Raw genomic sequence first — 21,617 nt, forward strand, 5'->3', positions numbered from 1 at the left:
CGATCACAGGGCCCGATGAGGCGACCCCTCGAGGCCGGCCCTCTCGAGGCAGGCCGTCGAACGGGGCGGCAGGGCGGCAGGGCGGCAGGGCGGCAGGGCGGCAGGGCGGCAGGGCGGCAGGGCGGCAGGGCTAGCCTGGACGGGTGAGCGACTCCTCAGGCACGCCGGGCCCCGACGCGGGTCTCGTGTTCGGGCTCATCGTGCGGGCCATGGCGAGCGGCACGCTGCTCGGGGTCGCCGTGGTCGTCGTCATCGCCATCGTGTCGGGGATCGGGGCCCCCGCGGGGGTGTCGACCTCGTCGTACCTGTTCGCGGCACCGGTCGCCGGCTTCGTCGGTGCTCTCCTGGCGCTCCTCGCCGTCAGCGTCGCCCTGATCGCGGCGCGCCTCGTCGATCGCCGACGCCGCCACCCCCGACGCCGCATCGCGCTCGGGTCGATCGTCGCCGGCCTCGCCGTCGGGTTCGTCGTCGTGGCCTCGGACTCCCCCTCCCTCAGCGTCCCCGGGTGGGCCGCGGTCGTCGGCGCCGTCGCGACCGCCGGGCTCGCCGCCCGGGGCCTGGTCCGTTACGAGCGGCTCCGTCGCGAGCCGGTGCAGCCGACGCGACCGGACGCCTGACCCCGGGACGACGTCGGCGTCAACGCCCCCGCCAGCGCCAGCGTCAGCGTCAGCGTCAGCGTCAGCGTCAGCGTCAGCGGACCCTCTGGGGCGCACCGCCCGGGGGGACGACGCCCGCGGTCCCGACCTCCGCCGCGCCTCCTGCCGGGGTCTCGTCGGCGGCGGCCGGTGCGAGCGGCGCGACCGGCGACCGCGGCACCCGGCTCGCGAAGAGCACCCCGCCCACCACGATCACTCCGGCGATCAGCTCGACCAGGTCGGGCACCTCGTCGAACGCGATCCACGAGGCCAGCACGCCGATCACGGGCACGAGCATCGAGAACGGTGCGACGGTGCTCGACGGGTACGTCGCGAGGAGGCGCGTCCACAGCCCGTAGCCCAGCACCGTGGCGACGAGCACCACGTAGAGCAGCCCCACGACCGCGGGCAGCGCGTCGAGCGTGAACACGGTCGCGAACGTCTCGCCGATGCGCGCGGGGCCCTCGACGACGAACGACAGCGCGAGCATCGGGATGGGCGGCACGACCGACATCCACAGCGTCAGATGCAGCGGGTTCGGGGCCGCCGCCCGGCGCACGGCCACGTTGCCGAGCGCCCAGCCGAGCGCCGCGCAGAGGCACAGCACCACGGGCAGCAGCGCCGCCACCTGCGACCGGTGCACCGCGATCACGGCCAGGGCCAGCACGGCGATCCCGATGCCGATGGCCTGCCGCCGCGTGATCCGCTCGCGCAGCCAGATGCCCGCGATCACGACGGTGAACGGCGCCGACGCCTGCAGCACGAGCGACGCGAGACCCGACGGCATGCCCGCCTTCATGCCGAGGTACAGGAACCCGAACTGGAGGATGCCCAGGGCGAAGCCGACCATCAGGAGGCGCGACCAGGGGATCGCCGGACGCGGCACCAGCAGCAGGGTCGGCACCGCCAGCAGCGCGAAGCGCACGGCGACCAGCAGGAACGGCGGGAAGTGCTCGAGCGCCAGCGCCGTCATCGGGAAGTTCACGCCCCAGCAGACCGCGACGACGAGGGCGAGGAGGCGGTCGCGGGGGCTCATGGCTCCATGCTGGCGGAGGTGTCGTTGCAGGACCAGCGCGGATCGGCGAGGTGACCTTGTAGCCTCCCTTCATGGACGTGCAGCACCTCGAACTGCTCCGCGAGCTCGACGAGCGGGGCAGCGTCACCGCCGTCGCCGCGGCGACGCACCGCTCGCCGAGCGCCGTCTCGCAGCAGCTCAAGACCCTGCAGCGGCAGCTCGGCGTCGAGCTGGTGAGACGCGTCGGTCGCGGGGTGCGGCTGACGGAGGCGGGGCAGGCGCTCGCCCGCGCCTCCGTGGCCGTGTCGACGGCGGTCGCCGAGGCCGAGGCGACCCTCGAGGCCGTCCGCGGCGGCACGTCGGGTGCGGTGCGGCTCGCGGTGTTCCCGTCGGCGGCCGAGCTGCTCGTGCCGGGCTTCGTGACCCGGATGCGGCGACACCCGGCCGTCGAGGTCGAGATCGACGACCGGGACGTCAGCGAAGACGAGTTCCCCCGACTGACGGCCGACTTCGACGTCGTGGTGGGGCACCGGTCGGACGGCGTCGCGCCTCCCGACCTCGCGGGGTCGACGGTCGTGCCGCTGCTGCGCGAGCCGCTCGAGGTGGCGATGCCGCTCGATCACCCCCTGGCGGGGCGGGAGCGCGTGACGATGACCGACGTGATCGGCGACCGCTGGATCGGCGTGCCCGTCGGGTACCCGATCGACCGGGTGCTGGCGGCGATGGCGCTGCGGGCCGGGGTGACGCCCGACGTGGTGTACCGCAGCCTGCACCTGCCGCTGCTCGAGAACATGGTGGCCGCGGGTCACGGCATCGCCCTGGTGCCGCGGCACACCTCGGCGGGGCGGGCGGCGGGCCGGTTCCACCTCGCGACGCTCGAGAACGTGCACGCGGGGCGGCACATCGAGGCGCTCATGCGCCCTGATCGCGCCGTTCGACCGGCCGTGCGGCTCGTGGTCGACGAGCTGCTCGCCGAGGCGCGGGTCACCGAGGCCGCCTCGGAGGAGGCGCGGCGCCGGAGGTCGGGCTAGCGGACGCCCTGCGTGGCGAGGTAGGCGACGGGGTCGGTCGCGAGACCGTTCTGGCGGACCTCGAGGTGCAGGTGGCACCCGGTCGAGCCGCCGGCCGTGCCGACGCCCGCGATGTTCTGGCCCGGGGTGACGGTCTGACCCTGCGAGACGTAGATGCCCGACGACTCCATGTGGCCGTAGGCGCTGCTGATGCCGTCGCCGTGGTCGATGATCACGAGGTTGCCGTAACCGCCCGCGGGGCCGGCGTAGGTGACCGTGCCGGCGGCGATCGAGTAGATCGGGGTGCCGCACGAGGCGCCGAAGTCGGCACCGGCGTGGAGCTTCCAGGCGCCGGTGATCGGGTGGATGCGGTACCCGTACGCCTGGTACGAACCGAACGAGCGGATGGCCGCGACCCAGCCGGTGCCGGGGTCGGGCTGCGTGGTGCCGGGGCCGGAGCCCGCGCCGACGCTGATGGGGCCGGTGCCGGCGGCGCCGGCCTGACCGACGGCCCGGGCCGCGGCGGCCTCGGCCGCCTTCGCGTCGCGGTACGCCTCTTCGATCGAGACGCGGTCGTCTCGGAGGGCGACGAGCTGGGCCGCGAGCATGGTCTTCTGGGTGTCGATCGACGACGCGTCGGCCTTGGCGGCCTCGTTGGCGGCGACGGCCTCGTCGAGCGCCGAGTCGGCCTCGTCGGCGAGACGGTCGCGCTCGTCGAGGGCGACCTTGGCCTGGTCGGCGAGCGACGTGGCGAGGTTGTCGGCGGCGACGGCGCGGTCGCGCAGCGCCTCGAGGTTCTCGCCGATCTTGCTCGACATGCTGAGACCGCGGAGGACGTCTTCGGCGCCGTCGCCCGACGACAGCAGGTCGCTCAGGTTGCCGCTGCTCGACGGGCGGACGAGCATGGCCGCGGCCTGACCGACCACGATCTCGGACGACTCGGCCTGCTGACCCGCCTCATCCGCCTTCTTCTGGATCGACCGGTGACGGGCGTTGGCCTCGTCGACGGCGGCCTGCGCGGCGACGAGCGCCTCACCCGCGGCGTCGGCGGCCTTCTGCGCGTCGGCGGCGCGGTTCGTGGCCGCCTCGAGTGCCGCCTCGACCTCGACGATGGCCTCTTTCTTGCTGGCCTCCGAGCCACGGGCCTCTTCGACCTGCTGCCAGGTGGGGGCGGCGGCCTGGGCCTGGGCGGGGACGACGAGCAGCGAGGCGACGCTCAACCCGACGACGGCGAGAGCGGTCGTGACGACGCGACGACCCCGGGAGGCGCGGGTCGACCCGACGAGGTCGGGGCGCGTGGTGAGGCGATGCATGCTTCTCAGTCTCGGTCAGAACGGCTGGGACATCCCTCGACGAGTGCCGACGGGCCTGCCAAGACTATCGTGATGACCTCTCGCCGAGACGGAAACGCCCCCGGTCTGGGGATGACGACCGGCTGGATCCGCGCCTCCTCGGCATCCCTCCCCCTGCGGAGTGAACCCCTGGCTTAACACGGTCGTCACATGCGCGTCGCATCCGGGTGACGAGCGTGCCCTAGCGTCGTCACGACCGATGCAGGACATTCCGGAGGCACCATGACCACGAGCGATCAGACCGTCGAGAAGCCCGAGAAGCGACCCGTCGACCGGATCCCGCCGCTGAGACGGCTGTTCCCGCTGGGGCTGCAGCACGTGCTCGCGATGTACGCCGGCGCGGTCGCCGTGCCGCTGATCGTCGGCGGGGCGCTCGTCGGCATGGGCGAGCTCGAGCCGGGCGACATCGCCTACCTGATCAGCGCGGACCTCCTCGTCGCCGGCATCGCCACGATCATCCAGTCGATCGGGTTCTGGCGGTTCGGCGTGCGGCTGCCGCTCATGCAGGGCTGCACCTTCGCCGCCGTCGGGCCGATGATCGTCATCGGCGGCGAGTACGGGATCACCGCGATCTACGGCTCCGTCATCGCCAGCGGCCTGTTCATGATGCTGCTCGCGCCGTTCTTCTCCCGGCTCGTCCGGTTCTTCCCGCCGATCGTGACCGGCACGGTCATCCTCATCATCGGCGTCTCGCTGATGGACGTCGCGGCCGGCTGGGTCGGCGGCGGCACCGGCTCGGCGGACTTCGGCAGACCCCTCGACATCGGCTTCGCCGCGGGCACCCTGCTGCTGATCATCCTGATCGAGCGGTTCGCGCCTCCGGCGATCCAGCGGGTGTCGATCCTGCTCGGACTCGTCATCGGCACGCTCGTCGCCTTGCCCTTCGGCCTGACCGACTGGAGCGGCGTGGGCGAGAGCGCCTGGTTCGGCCTCGCCCTGCCCTTCCACTTCGGCCTGCCCACCTTCCCGATCAGCGCCATCGTCTCGATGTGCATCGTCGGCCTGGTGATCATGACCGAGACGACGGGCGACATCATCGCGGTCGGCGAGATCGTCGACGAGCCCGTCACCCCGCGCCGCCTCGCCGACGGCCTGCGCGCCGACGGCCTCTCGACCGTGATCGGCGGCGTCTTCAACACGTTCCCGTACACGGCCTTCGCCCAGAACGTCGGCCTGGTCAGCATCACCGGCGTGCGATCGCGCTACGTGGCGACGTTCGCCGGGGTCATCCTCGTCGTGCTCGGTCTCGTGCCGGCGCTGGGCGCGGTCGTCGAGGGCGTGCCCCTCGCGGTGCTCGGCGGCGCCGGCGTCGCCTTGTTCGGCATGGTCGCGGCCAGCGGGATCCGCACGCTGTCGAAGGTGCGGTTCAACAACTCGAACATCCTCATCGTCGCGGTCGCGCTCGGCGTCAGCCTGCTGCCGACCGTCAGCCCCGACATCTACGCGCAGTTCCCGACCTGGTTCACGATCATCTTCGACTCGGGCATCAGCGCCGGGGCACTCGTCGCCGTGCTGCTCAACCTGCTGCTCAACTCGGAGTCGCAGCAGCGGAGGTTCGGCGGCAGCGACCGCGACGTGTCGGCGCACGATGCCGTGCGGGGGCCGTCCGCCCCGGCCGCGGCCGACCAGGGCGACCCGACCCGCGCCTCCTGAGCTCCTCCGGCAGCGGGTCTCCGCGGCGGGGCGGCCCTGGCGGCGACCTGGCGGCGGGGCTCAGCGGCGGGGGCGGCGGCCCGGCTTGTGGCGGTGGCGACGTCGCCGCGAGACGAGCATCACCACGAGGGCGACGAGGGCGGCCACGACCATCGCCGATCCGAACACGATCAGCACGGGTTGCGGATCGGTGCACGTCGGGTAGTCGACCGAGCAGGCGGTGAAGGGAGGCGCCTCCTCACCCGCGGCGTCGAGCACCGCGAAGGAGGCGCGCCCCAGCCAGAGGATCGCCAGACCGAGCAGGGTCACGACGACCAGCAGGCCGGCGAAGATGCGCCGCACGATACGGCCGTCGTCCACTGAGCTCATGGATCGAGTCTCGCGCTCCGGCACCGCGCTGTCATCGGCCCCAGGGCGGACCCGGGATCGTTCGCGGGTCGCGCCGGACGCGCGAGCGACGAGCCGCGCCTCCTGCAGCTGCGGCCGCACCCCCGCGAACGCGCACGGGCGAACGGACACGCGGACGGCCCGCGTCCGTCGCCTACAGTCGAACGCGCCGCATCGCGGCACCCCTCCCCCCTTCTTCCCCCAGGAGTCCCCGTGACCGCTCCCTCCTCCGCGCCCGCCGTGCGGCCGCACCGCGACGACACGGTCCTCGGCGTCCTGCGGTCACCGCGCCTCCTGACCCGGGAGGCGCTGGCCGGCATCGTCACCACGCTCGCCCTCGTGCCCGAGGTCATCTCGTTCTCGGTGATCGCCGGCGTCGACCCGATGGTCAGCCTGGTCGCCTCGATCGTGCTCGCCCTCGTCATGTCGCTGCTCGGCGGTCGACCCGCCATGGTCACGGCCGCGGCCGGTTCGGTCGCGCTCGTCATCGCCCCGCTCGTCCGCGCGCACGGCGTCGAGTACGTGCTGCCGGCCGTGCTGCTCGCCGGCGTCATCCAGATCGCGTTCGGCACGGCGGGGCTCGCCCGCCTCATGCGGTTCATCCCGCGCTCGGTGATGATCGGCTTCGTCAACGCCCTCGGCATCCTGATCTTCATGGCGCAGGTGCCGCACCTCATCGACGTGCCGTGGATCGTCTACCCGCTCTTCGTGCTGACCATCGTGATCGTCGTGCTGCTGCCGCGTCTGACCAAGGCCGTGCCGGCGCCGCTCGTCGCCATCGTCGTCGTGACCGTGATCGTCGTGGCCGCCGGGCTCGACGTGACCACCGTCGGCGACGAGGGCGAGATGGGCGGCGGGCTGCCCGGCCTCACCCCCTGGCTCGTGCCGTTCTCGCTCGAGACGCTCGGCATCATCCTGCCGACGGCCCTGAGCGTCGCGTTCGTCGGCCTGATGGAGACCCTGCTGACCGCCAAGCTCGTCGACGACATCACCGAGACGCCGTCACGCAAGGGCAAGGAGTCGTGGGCACTCGGCGTCGCGAACATCGCCGCCGGCGCCTACGGCGGCATCGCGGGCTGCGCCATGATCGGCCAGACCGTCGTGAACGTGAAGATCGGCCGCGCCCGCACCCGGGTGTCGACCGTCGTCGCGGGGCTGTTCCTGCTGCTGCTCGTCACCGCCCTCAGCGAGGTGATGGCGCGGATCCCGATGGTCGCCCTCGCCGCGGTCATGATGATCGTCGCGATCTCGACGGTCGACTGGCACAGCGTCCGGCCGTCGACGCTGCGGCGCGTGCCGATCCCCGAGACGCTCGTCATGGTCGTCACCGTCGCCGTCGTCGTCGCGACCGACAACCTCGCCCTCGGCGTCGCAGTCGGCGTGCTGCTCGCGATGGTGCTGTTCGCGCGGCGGATCGCCCACGTGATCCGGGTCGAGCGGACCGTCGAAGGAGGCGCGGCGCGGGCGGACGACGGCGCGCCCGGGAGTGCAGGGCCCGGGCGCGACGCCTCGGTCCGCTACGACGTGATCGGGCCGCTGTTCTTCGGCAGCAGCAACGATCTCGTGGAGCACTTCTCGTACGCCGACGACCCGGCACGGGTGACGATCGACCTGACCCGCGCCTCCGTGTGGGACGCCTCGAGCGTCGCAGCCCTCGACGCCGTCGGCACGAAGTACGCCGCCCACGGCGTCGAGGTCGAGTTCGTCGGCCTCGACGAGCGCAGCACCGAGTTCCACGGGCGGCTGACGGGCCGGCTCGGCAGCTGAGCGGCGGCTGCGCGCAGCGCGCCTACGCGCGGCGGCGGCGCAGCTCTCGACGGAGGGCCCGGCGCTCGCGCCACGACGGCGGGGGCGGCGGCACGGCAGCGGCCTCGCGCTGGCGGCGCTCGATGCGGCGGCGGTGCCAGCCCAGCACCTCGGCGTCGACGTCGCGCGTCGGCGTCACCACGGGCGGGCCGCCGCGCAGCTGCCGCCTCGCCTCGATGATCCGCGCGTTGTAGTCGTCGACGTGCGCCCGCACGGCCGCCTCGCTGAACAGCCCGTCGAGGGTCTGCTCGAACGTCGCATGCTCCGTCCGCAACGAGAGCGCCGGAGGCGCGAGCCCGGTCAGCCCCTCCCTCTCGATCAGGCCCCGGATCCACCAGTCGGGGTCGACCGTGTCGCCGGCCAGACCGGGCAGCGGCTTGCCGGCGAGCGGCAGGTCGTCGAAGTCACCGCGCGCGATGGCCTGGTCGATGGCCGTGCGGGCCCAGGCTCGCATCTCGGCCGCGGTGCGGTTGTCGGTCGGAGCGTCGGCGGCGGGAGCCGCACCGTCGGTGCGGTAGCGGGCCGCGGCGACCCGGGGATCGCTCGCCTGACCCTGTGCCGGGCCCGCGCCTCCTGCTCGCCCCGCGCCTCCTGCGCCTCCTGCGCCTCCTGCCCGAGCCGTCCCGCCGTCATCACCGGAGCCCGATCGCTGTTCCATGCGCGCGAGAGTACGCCGAACGCGCCGGGCCGGTCAGGGCCCGCGCGGCCCTCAGTCGCGCGGCGCGGGGGCGGCCGCAGCCGGGTCCGCGGCGGCCGCAGCCGGGTCGGCGGCAGCAGCGGCGGGGTCGGCAGCCGTGTGCGGCACCCGCCGCGCGAGCACGCCCGCGAGCAGCAGCACGATCACGCCGGCGACCGGCATGATCAGCAGACCCCAGCGCAGCGACGTCGCATCGGCGATCAGCCCGACCAGCGGCGGCGAGAACAGGAACCCGAGCCGCATCAGCCAGCTCAGCAGAGTCAGACCCGTGCCCCGGCGGAAGCCGGGCAGCTGATCGGCGGCGTGCATCGCCCCGGGGATCAGCGTCGCCACGCCGAAGCCGGCCGCGCCGAAGCCGATGATCGTGCCGGGGATCGACGGGAACGCCAACGCGAGCCCCGTGCCGACCGCGACCAGCACGCCGCCGATCCGCGCGACGGTGCGCTGCCCCAGCCGATCGACCATGCCGTCGCCGACCAGCCGGCCGATCAGCTGCATGCCCGCGAGCGACACGAAGCCGAGCGACGCGATCGTGACGCTCGCGTCGAGCGAGCCCGAGAGGTAGACGGCGGCCCAGGTGTTGCCGGCGTCCTCGACGATGGCCGCGCTCATGGAGACGAGCACGAGGGCGGCCAGCACGGCCACCGTCCCGAAGCGGAGGGCCGAGCGGCCGGCGACCGCGGCGACCGACGCGACGGAGGGGTCGGACTCGACCCGCGCCTCCTCGGCTCCGGCGGCGACCGCCGCGTCGTCGGCGGCGCCCTCGCTCTCGTCGGTCGGCTCGGGGCCGGCGAGCATCCAGCGGTACGAGACGACGGCCACGACGCAGAAGATCGCGCCCGACACGGCCAGATGCGCCGGAGTCGGGATCCCGAGACCCGCGGCCGCACCGCCCATCAGGCCGCCGATGACGGCGCCGACGCTCCACGCCGCGTGGAACGAGTTGAGGATCGATCGGCCGTAGCGGCGCTGCACCCGCAGTCCGTGCGAGTTCTGGGCCACGTCGGTGATGGCGTCCATCGAGCCGGCCACGAAGAGACCCGCGGCCAGCAGGGCCCACGACGGGGAGACCCCCGCGGCCAGCACGCCGAACGCCGTCACGACGGTGCCGACCACTGCGACCCGCGACGACCGGAACCGCCGGATCAGCATGCCCGCCGCCAGCCCGGCGACGATCGCGCCGAGCGGGAACGCCGCGACGGCCAACCCGAACTCCGCGTTCGACAGCCCCAGCCCGGCCTTGATCGCCGGATACCGCGGCAGCAGGTTGGCGAACAGCGCCCCGTTCGTCAGGAACAGCAGCGAGACGGCCCAGCGCGCACGCCGGACGTCGCGAGGGACCGAGGGGCGGGGGCGAGACGTCGTCGTGCTCATGGGGTCTTCCGGCTGGGAGGGGGTGGAGTCAGGAGGCGCGGTGCAGGGGGGGCTCGCAGGGCGCCGGGGACGCCGTGCGGGACTGCGGGAGGTGCGGTGCAGGAGCTGCGGGAGGTGCGGTGCGGGACTTGCGAAGATGGCCGAGATCGCGCGGAGTGTACGGACGTACGTTAGCGGGACGGGTGCGCTTCGCGCACTCTGACATGAACGGGACACCGCCGGATCAGGCGGTGTCCCGTTCGTTCGCGACGCGGCAGGCCGAACCGGCCCGGCCGACCCGATGCAGCCGCTACAGGGTCGCGGCCGCCGGGTCCCAGCTCTCGGGCAGGGGCGCGGGCTTCGCCACGCTCGACGCGACGTCGACGGCGGCGCCGCTCTCGGCCGCCTCCGACACCGCGAGCAGCACGTCGAGCACGTGAGCCGCGACCGCACCGCTGGCCCGCTCGGTCTCGCCGCCGCGGATCGCCCGCGCCAGGTCGAGCACGCCCGAGCCGCGACCGTAGGTCGAGCCGACGGCGGTGAGGGTGGTCGGCTCGTCCTGACCGAAGCGGTACAGGGTCGAGTCGCCCTCGAACATGTTCGGGTCGGGCAGCACGATGGTGCCCTCGGTGCCGCTGATCTCGACGAAGCCCGCCCGGGGCAGCGCGTTCTGGAACGAGAACGTCGACTGCGCCGACTGCCCGCCCTCGAACTGGATCAGAGCCGCGTGGTGCGTCGGCACCTCGACGGGGAACGTCTGCCCGGCGCGCGGGCCGCTGCCGATCGTCCGCGTGTCGAACGACTTCGACGAGACCGCGCTGACGCGGCTGGCCGAGCCGAACGCGTGCACGAGCGTGCTGACGTAGTACGGACCCATGTCGAAGAGCGGACCGGCGCCGATCGCGAACAGGAAATCGGGGTTGGGGTGCCACGACTCGGGGCCGGGCACGTGGAACATCGTCGTCGCCGTGAGCGGCTCCCCGATGTCGCCGCGCGCGATGGCGCGCATCGCCGACTGGATGCCGGCGCCGAGCACGGTGTCGGGGGCGCAGGCGACCCGCACGCCGGCGGCGTCGGCCGCGGCGAGCAGGTCGCTGCCCGACCGGTGGTCGAGGGCCAGGGGCTTCTCGCTCCAGACGTTCTTGCCCGCGGCGATGATCTGGCGGCCGACCTCGGCGTGGACGGCCGGGATCGTCAGGTTGACGACGATCTCGATCTCGTCGATCGCGAGCAGCTCGGCGACCGTGCCGTGACCGGGCACGCCGTAGGCCTCGGCCTGGGTGCGGGCGCGATCCGCGTCGATGTCGGCGACGAACAGCACCTTCAGGTCGGCGAACGCCGTCATGTTCTCGAGGTAGGTCCCGCTGATGACCCCGGCGCCGATGACGCCGACGCCGACGGGGCCCGAGCCGCGGGCGGACGAGGCCGTGGTGGCCGCGCTCATGCCGACGCCTCGGTGTCGTTCTCGGCGAGCCAGGCGAACGAGGCGGCGATGCCCTCGAAGACGTCGCCCGAGTAGGCGTCGAACTCGACGACGCGGAGGGCGTGCGGTGCCGCGGCGAGGATCGCCCGCACGTCGACGTCGCCCTGACCGGCGGGGGTCTGGTTCTCGAACGCGGCGGCGAGCGCCTCGGGCACGATCAGAGCGCTCTCGCTGCTCGGCAGGGCGGTGGCGATGTCACCGCTGACCTTGCCGTCCTTGATGTGCAGCAGCTGCACGCGGTCGCCGAGCGACCTCAGCACGGCGGGGGTGTCGGCGCCGCCGACGGTCGCCCAGAAGGTGTCGAGCTCGAGCACGACCGAGGGCGAGAGCTGCTCGACGAAGAGGTCGTAGATGGGGCGGCCGTCGACCTTGTTCGTGAACTCCCACTGGTGGTTGTGGTACCCGAAGCGGAGGCCGTGACCGGCGGCCAGCTCGGCGAGCTCGTTGACGCGCTCGGCGATGACCTTCGCGTCGTCGGCGGTCTGCCAGCGGTCGCTCGGGATGAACGGGTCGATGACCGTCTCGATGCCGATCTCCTTCGCCGCGTCGAAGAAGCGCTGGGGGTCGTCGGCGTCGATCACGGCGCTGTGGCCGCTCGGAGCGGTGACGCCGGCGGCGGTCAGCGCGGCGGCGATCTCGGTGGGGTTGTCGGCGAAGCCGTACGGCTCAACCTTCGTGAAGCCGATCTCGGCGAGGCGGGCGACGCTGCCCGACAGGTCGGCGGCGATGGCGTCGCGCACGCTGTAGAGCTGAACGGAGGGTGTGCTGCTCATGGGGTACTCCTTTGTTCCGGTGGTCTCGGGGGCGTGCCGGGGGACTCGAGTGCGCGAGAACGGACGCCGGTGACCATTCAACTACTTCTGTCGACGCACATGCAAAAGTTGTCCGTTCATCGGCAGGCCGAGGAGGTGCGGCGACGGAGCCGAGGAGGCGCGCGCGACCGGCAGCGCGCCTCCTGCCGTTCCGGCCCTCGACTCCGAACCACCCGGCATGACGACCACCGCGAGCGCCACCCGCGAGATCACGACGACCGCCCCGCTCCGCCGGGCGTGGGAGATCGGAACGCCCCTCGACCCGGTCGGCTTCTATCCGAGCTGGGGACCCCTGCCCGAGGTCGAGGCCGTCCACGGACAGACCGGCGGGTGGGACGCCCCCGGTCAGACGCGCCTCCTGCAGCTCTCGGGCGGCGGATCGGTGCGCGAGACGATCGTGCGGGTCGACACGCCGTCGCTGTTCATCTACGAGCTGACCGACTTCCGCGGGCCGCTCGAGAAGCTCGTCTCGGGCGGACGCGCGGCCTGGCGGTACATGCCCGACGGCGAGGGCACCCGGGTGCGCTGGCGCTACACCTTCACGGCGAAGCCCGGCGCGGGGCCCGTCGTCCGCGGGATCGTGCGCTTCGCGTGGGGTCCGTACATGACCCGCGTGCTCGCCGGGATCGGGGCCGAGCTCGACCGGGTCGGCGCTGCTCGCTGACGATCGGCGGCCCGGCCCGAACCTGCTTCTGAGCAGGACTTTGCACGCCCTGCAGCTTCACAGGAGCGTGGCGGCTGCTTGGCGGCACGCCCACAGCGGACTCTCACGTAGATTCGTCTCGGGAGTCATCCCGACGGTCGACGCATCCCTGCGCACCGACCGCCAACGCGCCTCACAGCCCCAGCCCGAAACCCGGAGCCCAACCCCGTGAACATATCGCTGACCACCTGGCTCATCACCATCGCGGTGACGATCGCCTTCTTCGTCTACGAGTTCTTCACCCACGTCCGCAAGCCGCACGAGCCCACGATCGGCGAGTCCGCCCGCTGGTCGGCGTTCTACATCGGCCTCGCGCTGCTGTTCGGCGTCGGCATCGGCGTCACGAACGGCTGGGGCTACGGCGGCGAGTACTTCGCCGGCTACCTGACCGAGAAGGCGCTGTCGATCGACAACCTCTTCGTGTTCCTGCTGATCATGACCGGGTTCGCCATCCCGCGGATGTACCAGCAGAAGGTGCTGATGATCGGCATCGTCATCGCGTTGATCATGCGCGCGGGCTTCATCGCCGCCGGCGCCGCGCTGATCGAGAACTTCTCGTGGGTCTTCTACATCTTCGGTGCGCTGCTGTTCGTGCTCGCCTACCAGCAGCTCAAGGGCGACCACGGCGGGAACGCCGCCGACAACATGTTCGTACGCGTCGCCCGCCGCATCCTGCCCGTGCACGACGACTTCAACGGCGACAAGTTCACCGTCAAGATCTCGGGCAAGCGCTTCGTCACCCCGCTGCTGCTCTGCGTCATCGCGATCGGCTTCGTCGACCTGGTCTTCGCGCTCGACTCGATCCCCGCGATCTACGGCCTGACCAACGAGGCGTACATCGTCTTCACGGCCAACGCGTTCGCCCTGATGGGTCTGCGCCAGCTGTACTTCCTCATCGGCGGTCTGCTCGAGCGTCTCGTGTACCTCTCGCAGGGCCTCGCGGTCATCCTCGCGTTCATCGGTGTGAAGCTCGTCTTCCACGCCCTGCACGTCAACGAGGTGCCCTTCATCAACGGCGGAGAGCCGCTGCTCTGGGTGCCCGAGATCCCGATCTGGCTGTCGCTGCTGTTCATCGGCGCGACGATCACGGTCGCGACGGTCGCGAGCCTCGCGAAGACCCGCGGCGACAAGAACAAGAACGACCGCACGACCGTCGAGGGCGAGCCCGTCACGCGTGCCACCGACGACGCGAATGACAAGGGCTCGGGTCGCCACTGACCCCGCTCGTGACACCGTGACGCCGAGGAGGCGCGGGTCGGCTGATGCCGGCACCGCGCCTCCTTCATTTGCGCGGGGGGCGCTGAGGGCACGACGCCGGGTCGTGGACACGACGCCGGGTTGTGGACACGACGCCAGGTTGTGGACACGACGCCAGGTGCAAGAGTGGCGTCGGGTCCATCTCCTGGCGCGGCAGCTCGCGGGGCGGGCCACGCCGCCACGAACTCGACACCCCGCCACGAGAAACGGTGGCGGGTTGTCGAGACGGTGGCGGGATGTCCACGCGGGATGCGCGGGTCGACGGACGAGGGGCGGGTGCGCGCGGGATGCGCGGGGTCGACGGACGCGGGGCGGGCGCGGGGCGGGCGCGGGGCGGGTCAGCGGGACGCGGGGCGGGTGCGCGCGGGAGGCGCGCGGTCAGCGGGGGCGGGTGCTCGCGAGGTGCTCGTGGAACTCGGCGGCGACCGCGTGCGGCTCGGGGGTGAGGATGGTCACGGGATCGGCGTCGGCGATCTCGAGGACGACCCACGCGCCTCCTCGGAGTCGACGCCGGTGGTCGACGGGACTGACCTCGACGCCGACGATGCTCGCGACCGGCCACTCGGTGGGCTGCCCGCCGCGCAGCCGGGAGGTCAGATCGGGGAGGTACCGGAGGCGCCGGCTCGACAGGACGAACCGGCCCCCGTACCCGGCACCCCCGGTCGGCAGGATGAGCGCGGCGACCGTGCCCCAGAGGAGCGTCTCGCCCGGCTCGACCGGCAGGGAGCGCCACGAACCGTACGCGCGGAACTGAGCCAGCTGTGCGATGACGAGACCGAGGGCGACGACTGAGATACCGACGACCATCACGTCACCGGTGGTCAGCCTGTCGCCAGCGAGGCGGATGGGCAGATGCAGTGCGACGAGCACCACCGGGACCAGCAGCTGCCAGAGCGCCGATCGACGCAACCGCCTTTCGGACCCGCTGCGCGGTGGGTCGAGCGGCGCCCGCAGCGTGCTCGTCGACACGAGGTCAGCTGCCGTCGCGAAGGTCGGCGGGCGCCGTCTCACCGAGCGCGATGCGGTCGAAGCGCGCCTCGCACGTCTCGCCCTGCGGCGCCTGCGCGAGGAACCCGACGTGGACCGGCCCGTCGACCTCGAGCCGGAACTGCCGCACGAACCGCCACTCGACTCCGTCGTCGGACGAGTGGAACGCCCAGCCCGGACCGACCCGCGTCACCCGCACGAACGCGGCATCGCCCTCGACGGCGGTCGAGTTCACGTCGTCCGACCAGCCGTTCGTGACGACGGTGACGATCATCGTCTCGCCCTGCGGGGAGTTCTCGAAGCAGATCTTGGCCCAGTGGTCGGGGTCGCTCCAGAGCGCGAGGGCCCCGGCGTCGAAGGTGGTGCGCGCGCCGACGATGGTGATGCGCGCCGAGAGCGTGAACTCGTCAGGGGCCTCGAAGCCGAGACTCGTCGCGGCGTGCTGGGGCTCGGCGCCGAGGGCGTCGTTCGTCCAGTCGACGCCGGGTGCGGAGCGCAGCACGAGAGCGCCGTCGGTGTCGAGCGACGCGTCGCCCTCGCCGTTCGTCCACGAGAGGGCGGGCAGTCCGGCGACGGTGAGGGTCATGCGCCGACCCTAGCGGCGCGGGGTGGGAAGCGGGCGGCGAGCGCGGCGAGCTGCGGACAGAGCGGAGGAGGCGCGATGGCGGGTGGGAGGCGCGGGCCGGCGGGAGCGCGGGCCAGCGGGGTGGTGGCGGACGTGCTCGGGTACCGTTGTCACGACCGCTGGGAGGCGACGTGCTGGCTCGACAGGAACGCATGCTGCGTGCCGTCCTGTCCACCTCGGTCGGGGTGCTCGTCACGGCGACCGCCCACTCGCTCGGCGGGGGCGCGTTCCCGCCGCCGCTCCTCCTCGCCCTCGTGTTCGTCGCGGGCGTGCTCGGCTGCTTCGCCGCCGGCGGCCGCCGCGTCGCCCTGCCGAACCTCGTCGTCGCGATCGGCCTGCTCCAGGGGCTGCTGCACGTCGTCTTCTCGCTCGGACACGCGTCGGCCGGCGTCGACCCGACCCGCGCCTCCTCGACCGGATCCGGCGGTCATGGCGCTCACGCGCACCTCGCCTCGCTGCCCGACGTCGGGGCCGCGACCGGCGACATGGGCGCCATGCCGTCGGGGACGATGGTCTGGGCGCACGTCGTCGCCGGTCTCGTCACGATCGTCTCCCTGCGCCTCGGGGCATCGGCCGTCCGGAGCCTCGCCCGCAGCATCACGGTGAGGGTCGCGGCCGCAGTCGCGTCGTCGCACCTCGGTCGCGTCGTCAGAGCTCTCGTCACAGCGCTCGCGTCGGCCGTCGACGCCGTCGCGGCCCTCGCCGACCCGGCCGCCGTGCCGCGCCGCCGCCGCCGCCGCCTCGACGAGTCCTCCTGGGCCTCGCCCGCGCGTCGTACGTCGACGCTGCTCGGAACGACGCGGGGGCTGCGGGGCCCTCCGGTCGGGGTGCTCGCCCACTGACCGCGCGGGTCGTCCTGACTCGCGTGGTCCCGGCGTGCCGCCGCCCCGTCCGGGTGCGGCCGCGCCGGACGACCGCACCCCGGGGATCACCCCGCCCGTTCGAAGGACCCGCTCCGCCATGCGCTCGCGCACCCCAGATCACTCCGCATCACGCTCCGACTCCGCCCGACCCGACTCCGCCACCGGCCGCCGGCGCGCCACCAGGCCCACCGGGCCCGCGCGCGCCTCCTCGGCTCGATCCCTGCGCGCCTCCTCGGCTCGGACGACCCGCGCCTCCTCGGCCTCCCGCGCCCGCCCGCTCGCCCTCGCGGCCGTCGCCGGCGCCGCCGGGCTCGCCCTCGCGGTCGGCATCCCGACCTCGGCCTCCGCTCACGTCGAGCTCGAGGCGTCGTCGACCGCTCCCGCGACGATCAGCGTGCTGACGTTCGCCGTCGGTCACGGCTGCGGGGACTCCCCGACGACGTCGCTCGCGATCGAGCTGCCCGCCGGCGTCCAGTCGGTGACCCCCACCGTGAAGCCCGGCTGGACCATCACGGAGTCCGCCCCGCCCGCCGACCCGAGCGTGCTCGAGGCGACGACGGTGACGTACACGGCCGACACCCCGCTGCCCGACGGGTTCCGCGACACGGTCGAGATCTCGGCGCTGCTGCCGGTCGACGGGCAGGCCGGCGACCTCGTCGCGTTCCCGACCGTGCAGACCTGCGAGTCGGGGTCGTACTCGTGGAGCGAGCTGCCCTCGTCCGACCCCGACGCCCCCGAGCCGAACGAGCCGGCGCCCGCGCTGGTGCTGACGGACGCCGCCTCGGGCACGGGCGCGACGGACCCGGCGGACGCATCGGACGCGACGGCCACCGCCGCCACCACCAGCGCCGCCTCGCCCATCGACGACACGGCTCGACTGCTCGGTGTCGCCGGGCTCGCCGTCGGGGTCGTCGCCGTCGTGCTGCTGACCATCGGCCTCCGTCGCCAGCAGGAGGCACGTCGATGAGCGCCGCAGAGCACGACGGCACCGACGCCGGGAACGTGGGCCGAGGAGGCGCGGCCCGATCCGGCGAGTCGCCTCGCGACCCCGGACGGGCGGCAGGGGACGGCACGGACGACGCGCGATCGGGGTCCGAGACGACCCGCGCCTCCTCGGCACCGCGCCCCGCGGCACCCCGCCCCGCACCCGCCCGCGGCGGCTGGTTCGCGCCGATGCTGCTGCGGCTGCACTTCTTCGCGGGGGTGCTGGTCGGGCCGTTCATCCTCGTCGCGGCGCTGACCGGAGCCGCCTACGCCCTGACCCCGTCCATCGAGCGGGTCGTCTACGCCGACGAGCTCACGGTGCCCGCGGCGAGCGCCGAGTCTGCGGCCCTGCCGCTGGCCGACCAGATCGAGGCCGCCGAGCAGGTCGTGGGCGACGACGGAGCGCTGGTCGCGGTGCGGCCCGCTCCGGAGGCGGGTGACACGACGCGGGTCATGTTCACGGGCGACGACCTGATCGAGAGTCAGACGCGCGCGATCTTCGTCGACCCCGCGACCGCCGAGGTGCGGGGCGACCTGCCGGTGTACGGGACGAGCGGGGCGCTGCCGCTGCGGACCGCGGTGAGCGACTTCCACCGCAGTCTCGGGCTCGGCGACGCCGGGCGGCTCTACAGCGAGCTGGCCGCCAGCTGGCTCGGCGTCGTCGTCGTCGCGGGAGCGGGTCTCTGGCTCGTGCGGTGGCGGGCGGCGCGGCGGCGGACGCGTCCGGCCGACCGGGCGCGGGCCCGACGCGGCATGCTGCGACCCGACACCGGCGCGACCGGTCACCGGCGGATCTTCAGCTGGCACGCCTCGACCGGGATCTGGCTGCTGATCGGGGCGCTGTTCCTGTCGGCGACGGGCATCACCTGGTCGCAGTTCGCGGGCGAGAACGTGACCGGGCTGCGGTCGGCGCTCAGCTGGTCGAACCCCGCACTGACGACGGCGCTGCCGGAGCCGGGGTCGGGGTCGGGCTCGTCGGCGGGCGCGGGGTCGTCGTCGGGCGATGCGGCCGACGTCGCCGCCGACCCGCACGCCGGACACCACGGAGTCGAGGAGGCGCCCCTCACCGAAGCGGACCCGACCACCTTCGACGCCGTGCTCGAGGTCGCCCGGACCGTCAACGTGAACACCGGGCTCGTCGAGATCAAGCCGCCCGCCGACGCCGCGAGCGCCTGGACGGTCACCGAGATCCAGCGCAGCTTCCCGACCGAGGTCGACGCCGTGGCGGTGGACGGGTCGACGCTCGAGGTGGTCGGACGCACCGATTTCGCCGACTACCCGGTCATGGCCAAGCTCGCGCGCTGGGGCGTCGACACGCACATGGGGTCGATGTTCGGCCTGGCGAATCAGCTGCTGCTCGCGGTCACGGCGCTCGGCATCGCGGTGATGGTCGTGTTCGGGTACCTCATGTGGTGGAAGCGGCGACCGACGCGCGCGGCAGGGCCCCTGGGTACCGGTGCCCGCGGCGCGCCGCGGCCCGGCGGCGCGGTCGGCGCGGCGCGGCTGCGGCCGGGTGCGGCCGCTCCGGCGGGGGCGCTGGCCCGGGCGCCGTGGTGGGGTGTCGCGCTCGTGCTCGTGGGCGGCGGCCTGCTGGCGCTGTTCCTGCCGCTGCTCGGCGTGACGCTGGTCGTGTTCGTGGTCGGCGACGCGCTCTGGGTGGCGAGCCGGCGTTGATCCGCGACCCGCGCCTCCTCGGCTCCGGGCGGGCGGGCGGTGACAGGATCAGGGCATGACCCTCGCGAACACCGCCGCGTTCCTGCGCTCGCCCCGCACCCCGTTCGAGGTCGGTCCGGCCGAGATGCCCGCTCCGGCGGCTGACGAGGTGGTCGTGCGGGTCCGGGCCGTGGCGGTCAACCCGCTCGACTGGGTGGTGCAGGGCACGGGTCGGATGACGTACCGCTGGCTCACGCACCCCGCGGTGCTCGGCACGGACGTCGCGGGCGAGGTGGTCGCCGTCGGCTCGGCGGTCACGCGACTCGCGGTCGGCGACCGGGTGGTCGGGCTCGCGACCGGCACCGACAAGGGGCGCGACCCGCGGCACGAGGGAGCGTTCCAGACGCACACGGCCCTGCTCGAACGGTTGACGACGGTGATCCCCGACGATCTGTCGTTCGAGCAGGCGGCGGTGCTGCCGCTCGGGGTGTCGACGGCGGCGTGCGCGCTGTTCCAGGAGCGGCACCTCGGGCTGCGGCTGCCCCGGTCTGCTGCGGACGCCGGAGGCGCGGTGTCGGATGCCGGAGGCCCGGCTCCCCGCGAGCGCGAGGTGGTCGTCGTCTGGGGCGGGTCGACGAGCGTCGGGATGAACGCGGTGCAGCTGGCGACGGCGGCGGGGTACGACGTGGTGAGCACGGCGTCGGCGGCGAACGCGGAGACGGTCAAGGCGCTGGGCGCGACGCATGTGTACGACTACCGCGACCCCGAGGTGGTCGACAAGCTCGTGACCGTGATCGCAGGGCGGACCGTCGCCGGGGCGGTCGCGATCGGGCTGGGGTCGACGGAGGCGTGCATCCGCCTGCTGGCTCGGACCGGCGGATCCCGTCTCGCTCTGCTGAGCACCCCCGTGTCGCTCGCGGAGGTCGCCGACGTCTCGACGGGCAGACCTCTCGTGCCGAACGCGCTGCCGACATTCGCGCGTCTCGGGCTGGCGACGGCGCGATCGCTGCTGGCTGCGCGGCAGGCGAAGGTCGTCGCCCGGTTCGTGTGGGGCAGCAGTCTGCGCGACGACGATCTCGGCGAGCAGCTGTGGGGCGGGATCGTGCCGCGGGGTCTGGCCGACGGGTCGCTGCGCGCGGTCCCGGAGGCGCTGGTCGCCGGCGAAGGGCTCGGCGCGATCCAGGGCGCGGTCGACCGTCAGCGCGCCGGAGTCTCGGCTCGGAAGCTCGTGGTGCTGCTGTAGTGCTGGCGTCCGGGCCTCGCTGCTTCAGGCTGGGCTGAAGACGAGGCGAGATCGCTCTCCGATCAGCACGAGCTGCGCGTTCTCGACCCGGGCGTGCTCGGCGTCGACCAGTGCGGACAGGTACCGGGCGGTGAGGTCGTTCGCGGCGGAATCGAGGCAGGCCTGCTCGGTCGACACGACGTCGACGAGGTGCCACGGGTCCACGCTCTCGATGCGGGCGGCGACGGAGGTGCAGATGCTCGTGCCCTCGAGTCGGCCCCCGTCGATGACGAGTCGGGCGGTCGCCTGGCCGGTCGTCAGGTCGAAGGCGCCGTGGTCGTCGCGCCCTGCGGAGAGCGTCCACGTGCCCCGGACCGCCTCGGGGACGGGTGCGCAGGCGCTGAGCACCGAGATCGATGCGACGACGAGCGTCAGTGCGGCCGCTCTGATGGCGCGAGGTCGCGGTCGATGGGCCATGCGGCGATCGTAGGGGCGGGGGGCGGTGCTGTCACTCGCGAGCTGTTACGCATGCATGCGCAGCACCAGCCCCCAGGTCGAGACGCGAGCGGGCGGGTGTCCCCGCTCAGGAACTGTTACGCATGCTTGCGTAAGAGCTCGGCGGAGAGGACACCACCCGGGACGCGCGGGAGGTGCCCGGCTGGCCTGCGTCAGCCGCGCCTCCTCGGCTCCGTCCCCTCGGCGTCATCCCCCGACTCGCCGCGATCAGGCCGGCCAGGGGTCGGGCTCGGGGGCGTGGCGCGCGATCAGCGTTCGGATCTCGGAGTCGTGCTGCACGGCCCAGGCGACGGCCGAGTTGAAGCTGTCGGCGGTGTGCAGCCAGGGGCGACGCCCTCCCTCGTCGCGGCAGTGCGCGTAGACGTCGAACGCGTATCCGCCGAGCACCGGACGCTGGCGCACGTAGCCCAGCGGCGCCGCCGCCCCCTGCCTGATCAGCCACAACCCCTGCGCGCCCGGCTCGGGCGGGATCGCGTAGGGGTGCTCCAGCGGCCGCTTCGCGAGGACGGCGGCGGCGTTGACGAACGACGACTGGACTCCCATGTCGGCTGACCATAGGTCCGACCGGTGACACCGGGGCCGGCGACCCTGGCCGGTGCCCCCT

General features: G+C 73.4%; 21 protein-coding genes. 10 read left to right on the forward strand and 11 right to left on the reverse strand.

The features are described from left to right. Positions 1-143 precede the first annotated feature (143 nt). Entirely contained in the window at positions 144-617 is a 474-nt protein-coding gene (locus tag ASF17_RS09435) for a hypothetical protein (RefSeq protein WP_055798776.1), read from the forward strand. A gap of 73 nt (positions 618-690) precedes the next feature. Here the strand turns inward: ASF17_RS09435 and ASF17_RS09440 are convergent, their stop codons facing one another. Then, on the reverse strand, positions 691-1,671 hold the full coding sequence (locus ASF17_RS09440; RefSeq protein ID WP_082475244.1) for an EamA family transporter: 981 nt from the start codon (positions 1,669-1,671) through the stop codon (positions 691-693). Between the two features lie 71 nt (positions 1,672-1,742). Between ASF17_RS09440 and ASF17_RS09445 the strand changes: the two genes are divergently transcribed. Further along, positions 1,743-2,681, forward strand: a complete 939-nt coding sequence (locus tag ASF17_RS09445) for a LysR family transcriptional regulator (RefSeq protein WP_055798780.1) — start codon at positions 1,743-1,745, stop codon at positions 2,679-2,681. On the opposite strand, the gene ASF17_RS09450 is transcribed toward ASF17_RS09445, so the two are convergent. Further along, positions 2,678-3,973 carry a M23 family metallopeptidase gene (locus ASF17_RS09450; RefSeq protein ID WP_055798783.1) on the reverse strand — a complete coding sequence of 432 codons (1,296 nt, stop codon included), beginning with the start codon at positions 3,971-3,973 and terminating at the stop codon, positions 2,678-2,680. The two genes, ASF17_RS09445 and ASF17_RS09450, sit on opposite strands and share 4 nt — an antisense overlap. 261 nt (positions 3,974-4,234) lie before the next feature. Here ASF17_RS09450 and ASF17_RS09455 point away from each other — a divergent pair, with 261 nt between their 5' ends. Next, positions 4,235-5,665, forward strand: a complete 1,431-nt coding sequence (locus ASF17_RS09455) for a nucleobase:cation symporter-2 family protein (RefSeq protein WP_082475245.1) — start codon at positions 4,235-4,237, stop codon at positions 5,663-5,665. Positions 5,666-5,725: 60 nt separating this feature from the next. Here the strand turns inward: ASF17_RS09455 and ASF17_RS09460 are convergent, their stop codons facing one another. Further along, positions 5,726-6,034: a hypothetical protein gene (locus ASF17_RS09460; protein WP_156357375.1), complete on the reverse strand. Its 309-nt coding sequence runs from the start codon at positions 6,032-6,034 to the stop codon at positions 5,726-5,728. A 231-nt stretch (positions 6,035-6,265) separates the two neighbouring features. Here ASF17_RS09460 and ASF17_RS09465 point away from each other — a divergent pair, with 231 nt between their 5' ends. After that, entirely contained in the window at positions 6,266-7,819 is a 1,554-nt protein-coding gene (locus ASF17_RS09465) for a SulP family inorganic anion transporter (RefSeq protein WP_082475246.1), read from the forward strand. Positions 7,820-7,841: 22 nt separating this feature from the next. On the opposite strand, the gene ASF17_RS09470 is transcribed toward ASF17_RS09465, so the two are convergent. From ASF17_RS09470 to ASF17_RS09485, 4 genes are all read right to left on the reverse strand, one after another. Beyond that, positions 7,842-8,516 (reverse strand): J-domain-containing protein, encoded by a 675-nt coding sequence (locus ASF17_RS09470; protein ID WP_082475247.1) that lies wholly within the window; start codon positions 8,514-8,516, stop codon positions 7,842-7,844. A 51-nt stretch (positions 8,517-8,567) separates the two neighbouring features. Beyond that, on the reverse strand, positions 8,568-9,929 hold the full coding sequence (locus ASF17_RS09475; RefSeq protein ID WP_055798787.1) for an MFS transporter: 1,362 nt from the start codon (positions 9,927-9,929) through the stop codon (positions 8,568-8,570). Between the two features lie 289 nt (positions 9,930-10,218). Continuing rightward, positions 10,219-11,352 carry a Gfo/Idh/MocA family protein gene (locus tag ASF17_RS09480; protein WP_055798790.1) on the reverse strand — a complete coding sequence of 378 codons (1,134 nt, stop codon included), beginning with the start codon at positions 11,350-11,352 and terminating at the stop codon, positions 10,219-10,221. After that, on the reverse strand, positions 11,349-12,164 hold the full coding sequence (locus tag ASF17_RS09485) for a sugar phosphate isomerase/epimerase family protein (protein ID WP_055798794.1): 816 nt from the start codon (positions 12,162-12,164) through the stop codon (positions 11,349-11,351). Before ASF17_RS09485 ends, ASF17_RS09480 begins: the two co-directional genes overlap by 4 nt. 217 nt (positions 12,165-12,381) lie before the next feature. Here ASF17_RS09485 and ASF17_RS09490 point away from each other — a divergent pair, with 217 nt between their 5' ends. Both ASF17_RS09490 and ASF17_RS09495 read left to right on the forward strand, forming a co-directional pair. After that, the gene (locus ASF17_RS09490) at positions 12,382-12,867 is read left to right on the forward strand and encodes an SRPBCC family protein (protein ID WP_055798797.1); all 486 of its coding nucleotides are present in this window, start codon (positions 12,382-12,384) and stop codon (positions 12,865-12,867) included. Between the two features lie 207 nt (positions 12,868-13,074). Continuing rightward, entirely contained in the window at positions 13,075-14,124 is a 1,050-nt protein-coding gene (locus ASF17_RS09495; RefSeq protein WP_055798799.1) for a TerC family protein, read from the forward strand. Between the two features lie 417 nt (positions 14,125-14,541). Here ASF17_RS09495 and ASF17_RS09500 read toward each other — a convergent pair whose 3' ends face one another. Beyond that, complete coding sequence (locus ASF17_RS09500) at positions 14,542-15,132, reverse strand: hypothetical protein (protein ID WP_156357376.1); 591 nt, start codon at positions 15,130-15,132, stop codon at positions 14,542-14,544. Between the two features lie 4 nt (positions 15,133-15,136). Further along, complete coding sequence (locus ASF17_RS09505) at positions 15,137-15,736, reverse strand: DUF1349 domain-containing protein (protein ID WP_055798803.1); 600 nt, start codon at positions 15,734-15,736, stop codon at positions 15,137-15,139. Positions 15,737-15,927: 191 nt separating this feature from the next. Between ASF17_RS09505 and ASF17_RS09510 the strand changes: the two genes are divergently transcribed. From ASF17_RS09510 to ASF17_RS09525, 4 genes are all read left to right on the forward strand, one after another. Next, positions 15,928-16,617: a hypothetical protein gene (locus ASF17_RS09510; RefSeq protein ID WP_055798808.1), complete on the forward strand. Its 690-nt coding sequence runs from the start codon at positions 15,928-15,930 to the stop codon at positions 16,615-16,617. Positions 16,618-16,735: 118 nt separating this feature from the next. After that, entirely contained in the window at positions 16,736-17,605 is an 870-nt protein-coding gene (locus tag ASF17_RS09515; protein WP_082475249.1) for a YcnI family copper-binding membrane protein, read from the forward strand. Further along, positions 17,602-19,296: a PepSY-associated TM helix domain-containing protein gene (locus ASF17_RS09520; protein WP_082475250.1), complete on the forward strand. Its 1,695-nt coding sequence runs from the start codon at positions 17,602-17,604 to the stop codon at positions 19,294-19,296. Before ASF17_RS09515 ends, ASF17_RS09520 begins: the two co-directional genes overlap by 4 nt. Before the next feature lie 55 nt (positions 19,297-19,351). Next, positions 19,352-20,518 (forward strand): zinc-binding alcohol dehydrogenase family protein, encoded by a 1,167-nt coding sequence (locus ASF17_RS09525; RefSeq protein ID WP_055798810.1) that lies wholly within the window; start codon positions 19,352-19,354, stop codon positions 20,516-20,518. 24 nt (positions 20,519-20,542) lie between these two features. On the opposite strand, the gene ASF17_RS09530 is transcribed toward ASF17_RS09525, so the two are convergent. Then, positions 20,543-20,974, reverse strand: a complete 432-nt coding sequence (locus ASF17_RS09530; protein ID WP_055798812.1) for an META domain-containing protein — start codon at positions 20,972-20,974, stop codon at positions 20,543-20,545. Between the two features lie 246 nt (positions 20,975-21,220). Beyond that, positions 21,221-21,556 (reverse strand): hypothetical protein, encoded by a 336-nt coding sequence (locus ASF17_RS09535; protein WP_055798816.1) that lies wholly within the window; start codon positions 21,554-21,556, stop codon positions 21,221-21,223. Positions 21,557-21,617: the final 61 nt, after the last annotated feature.

This window comes from Frigoribacterium sp. Leaf263 (assembly GCF_001422285.1).
Taxonomy (GTDB): domain Bacteria; phylum Actinomycetota; class Actinomycetes; order Actinomycetales; family Microbacteriaceae; genus Frigoribacterium.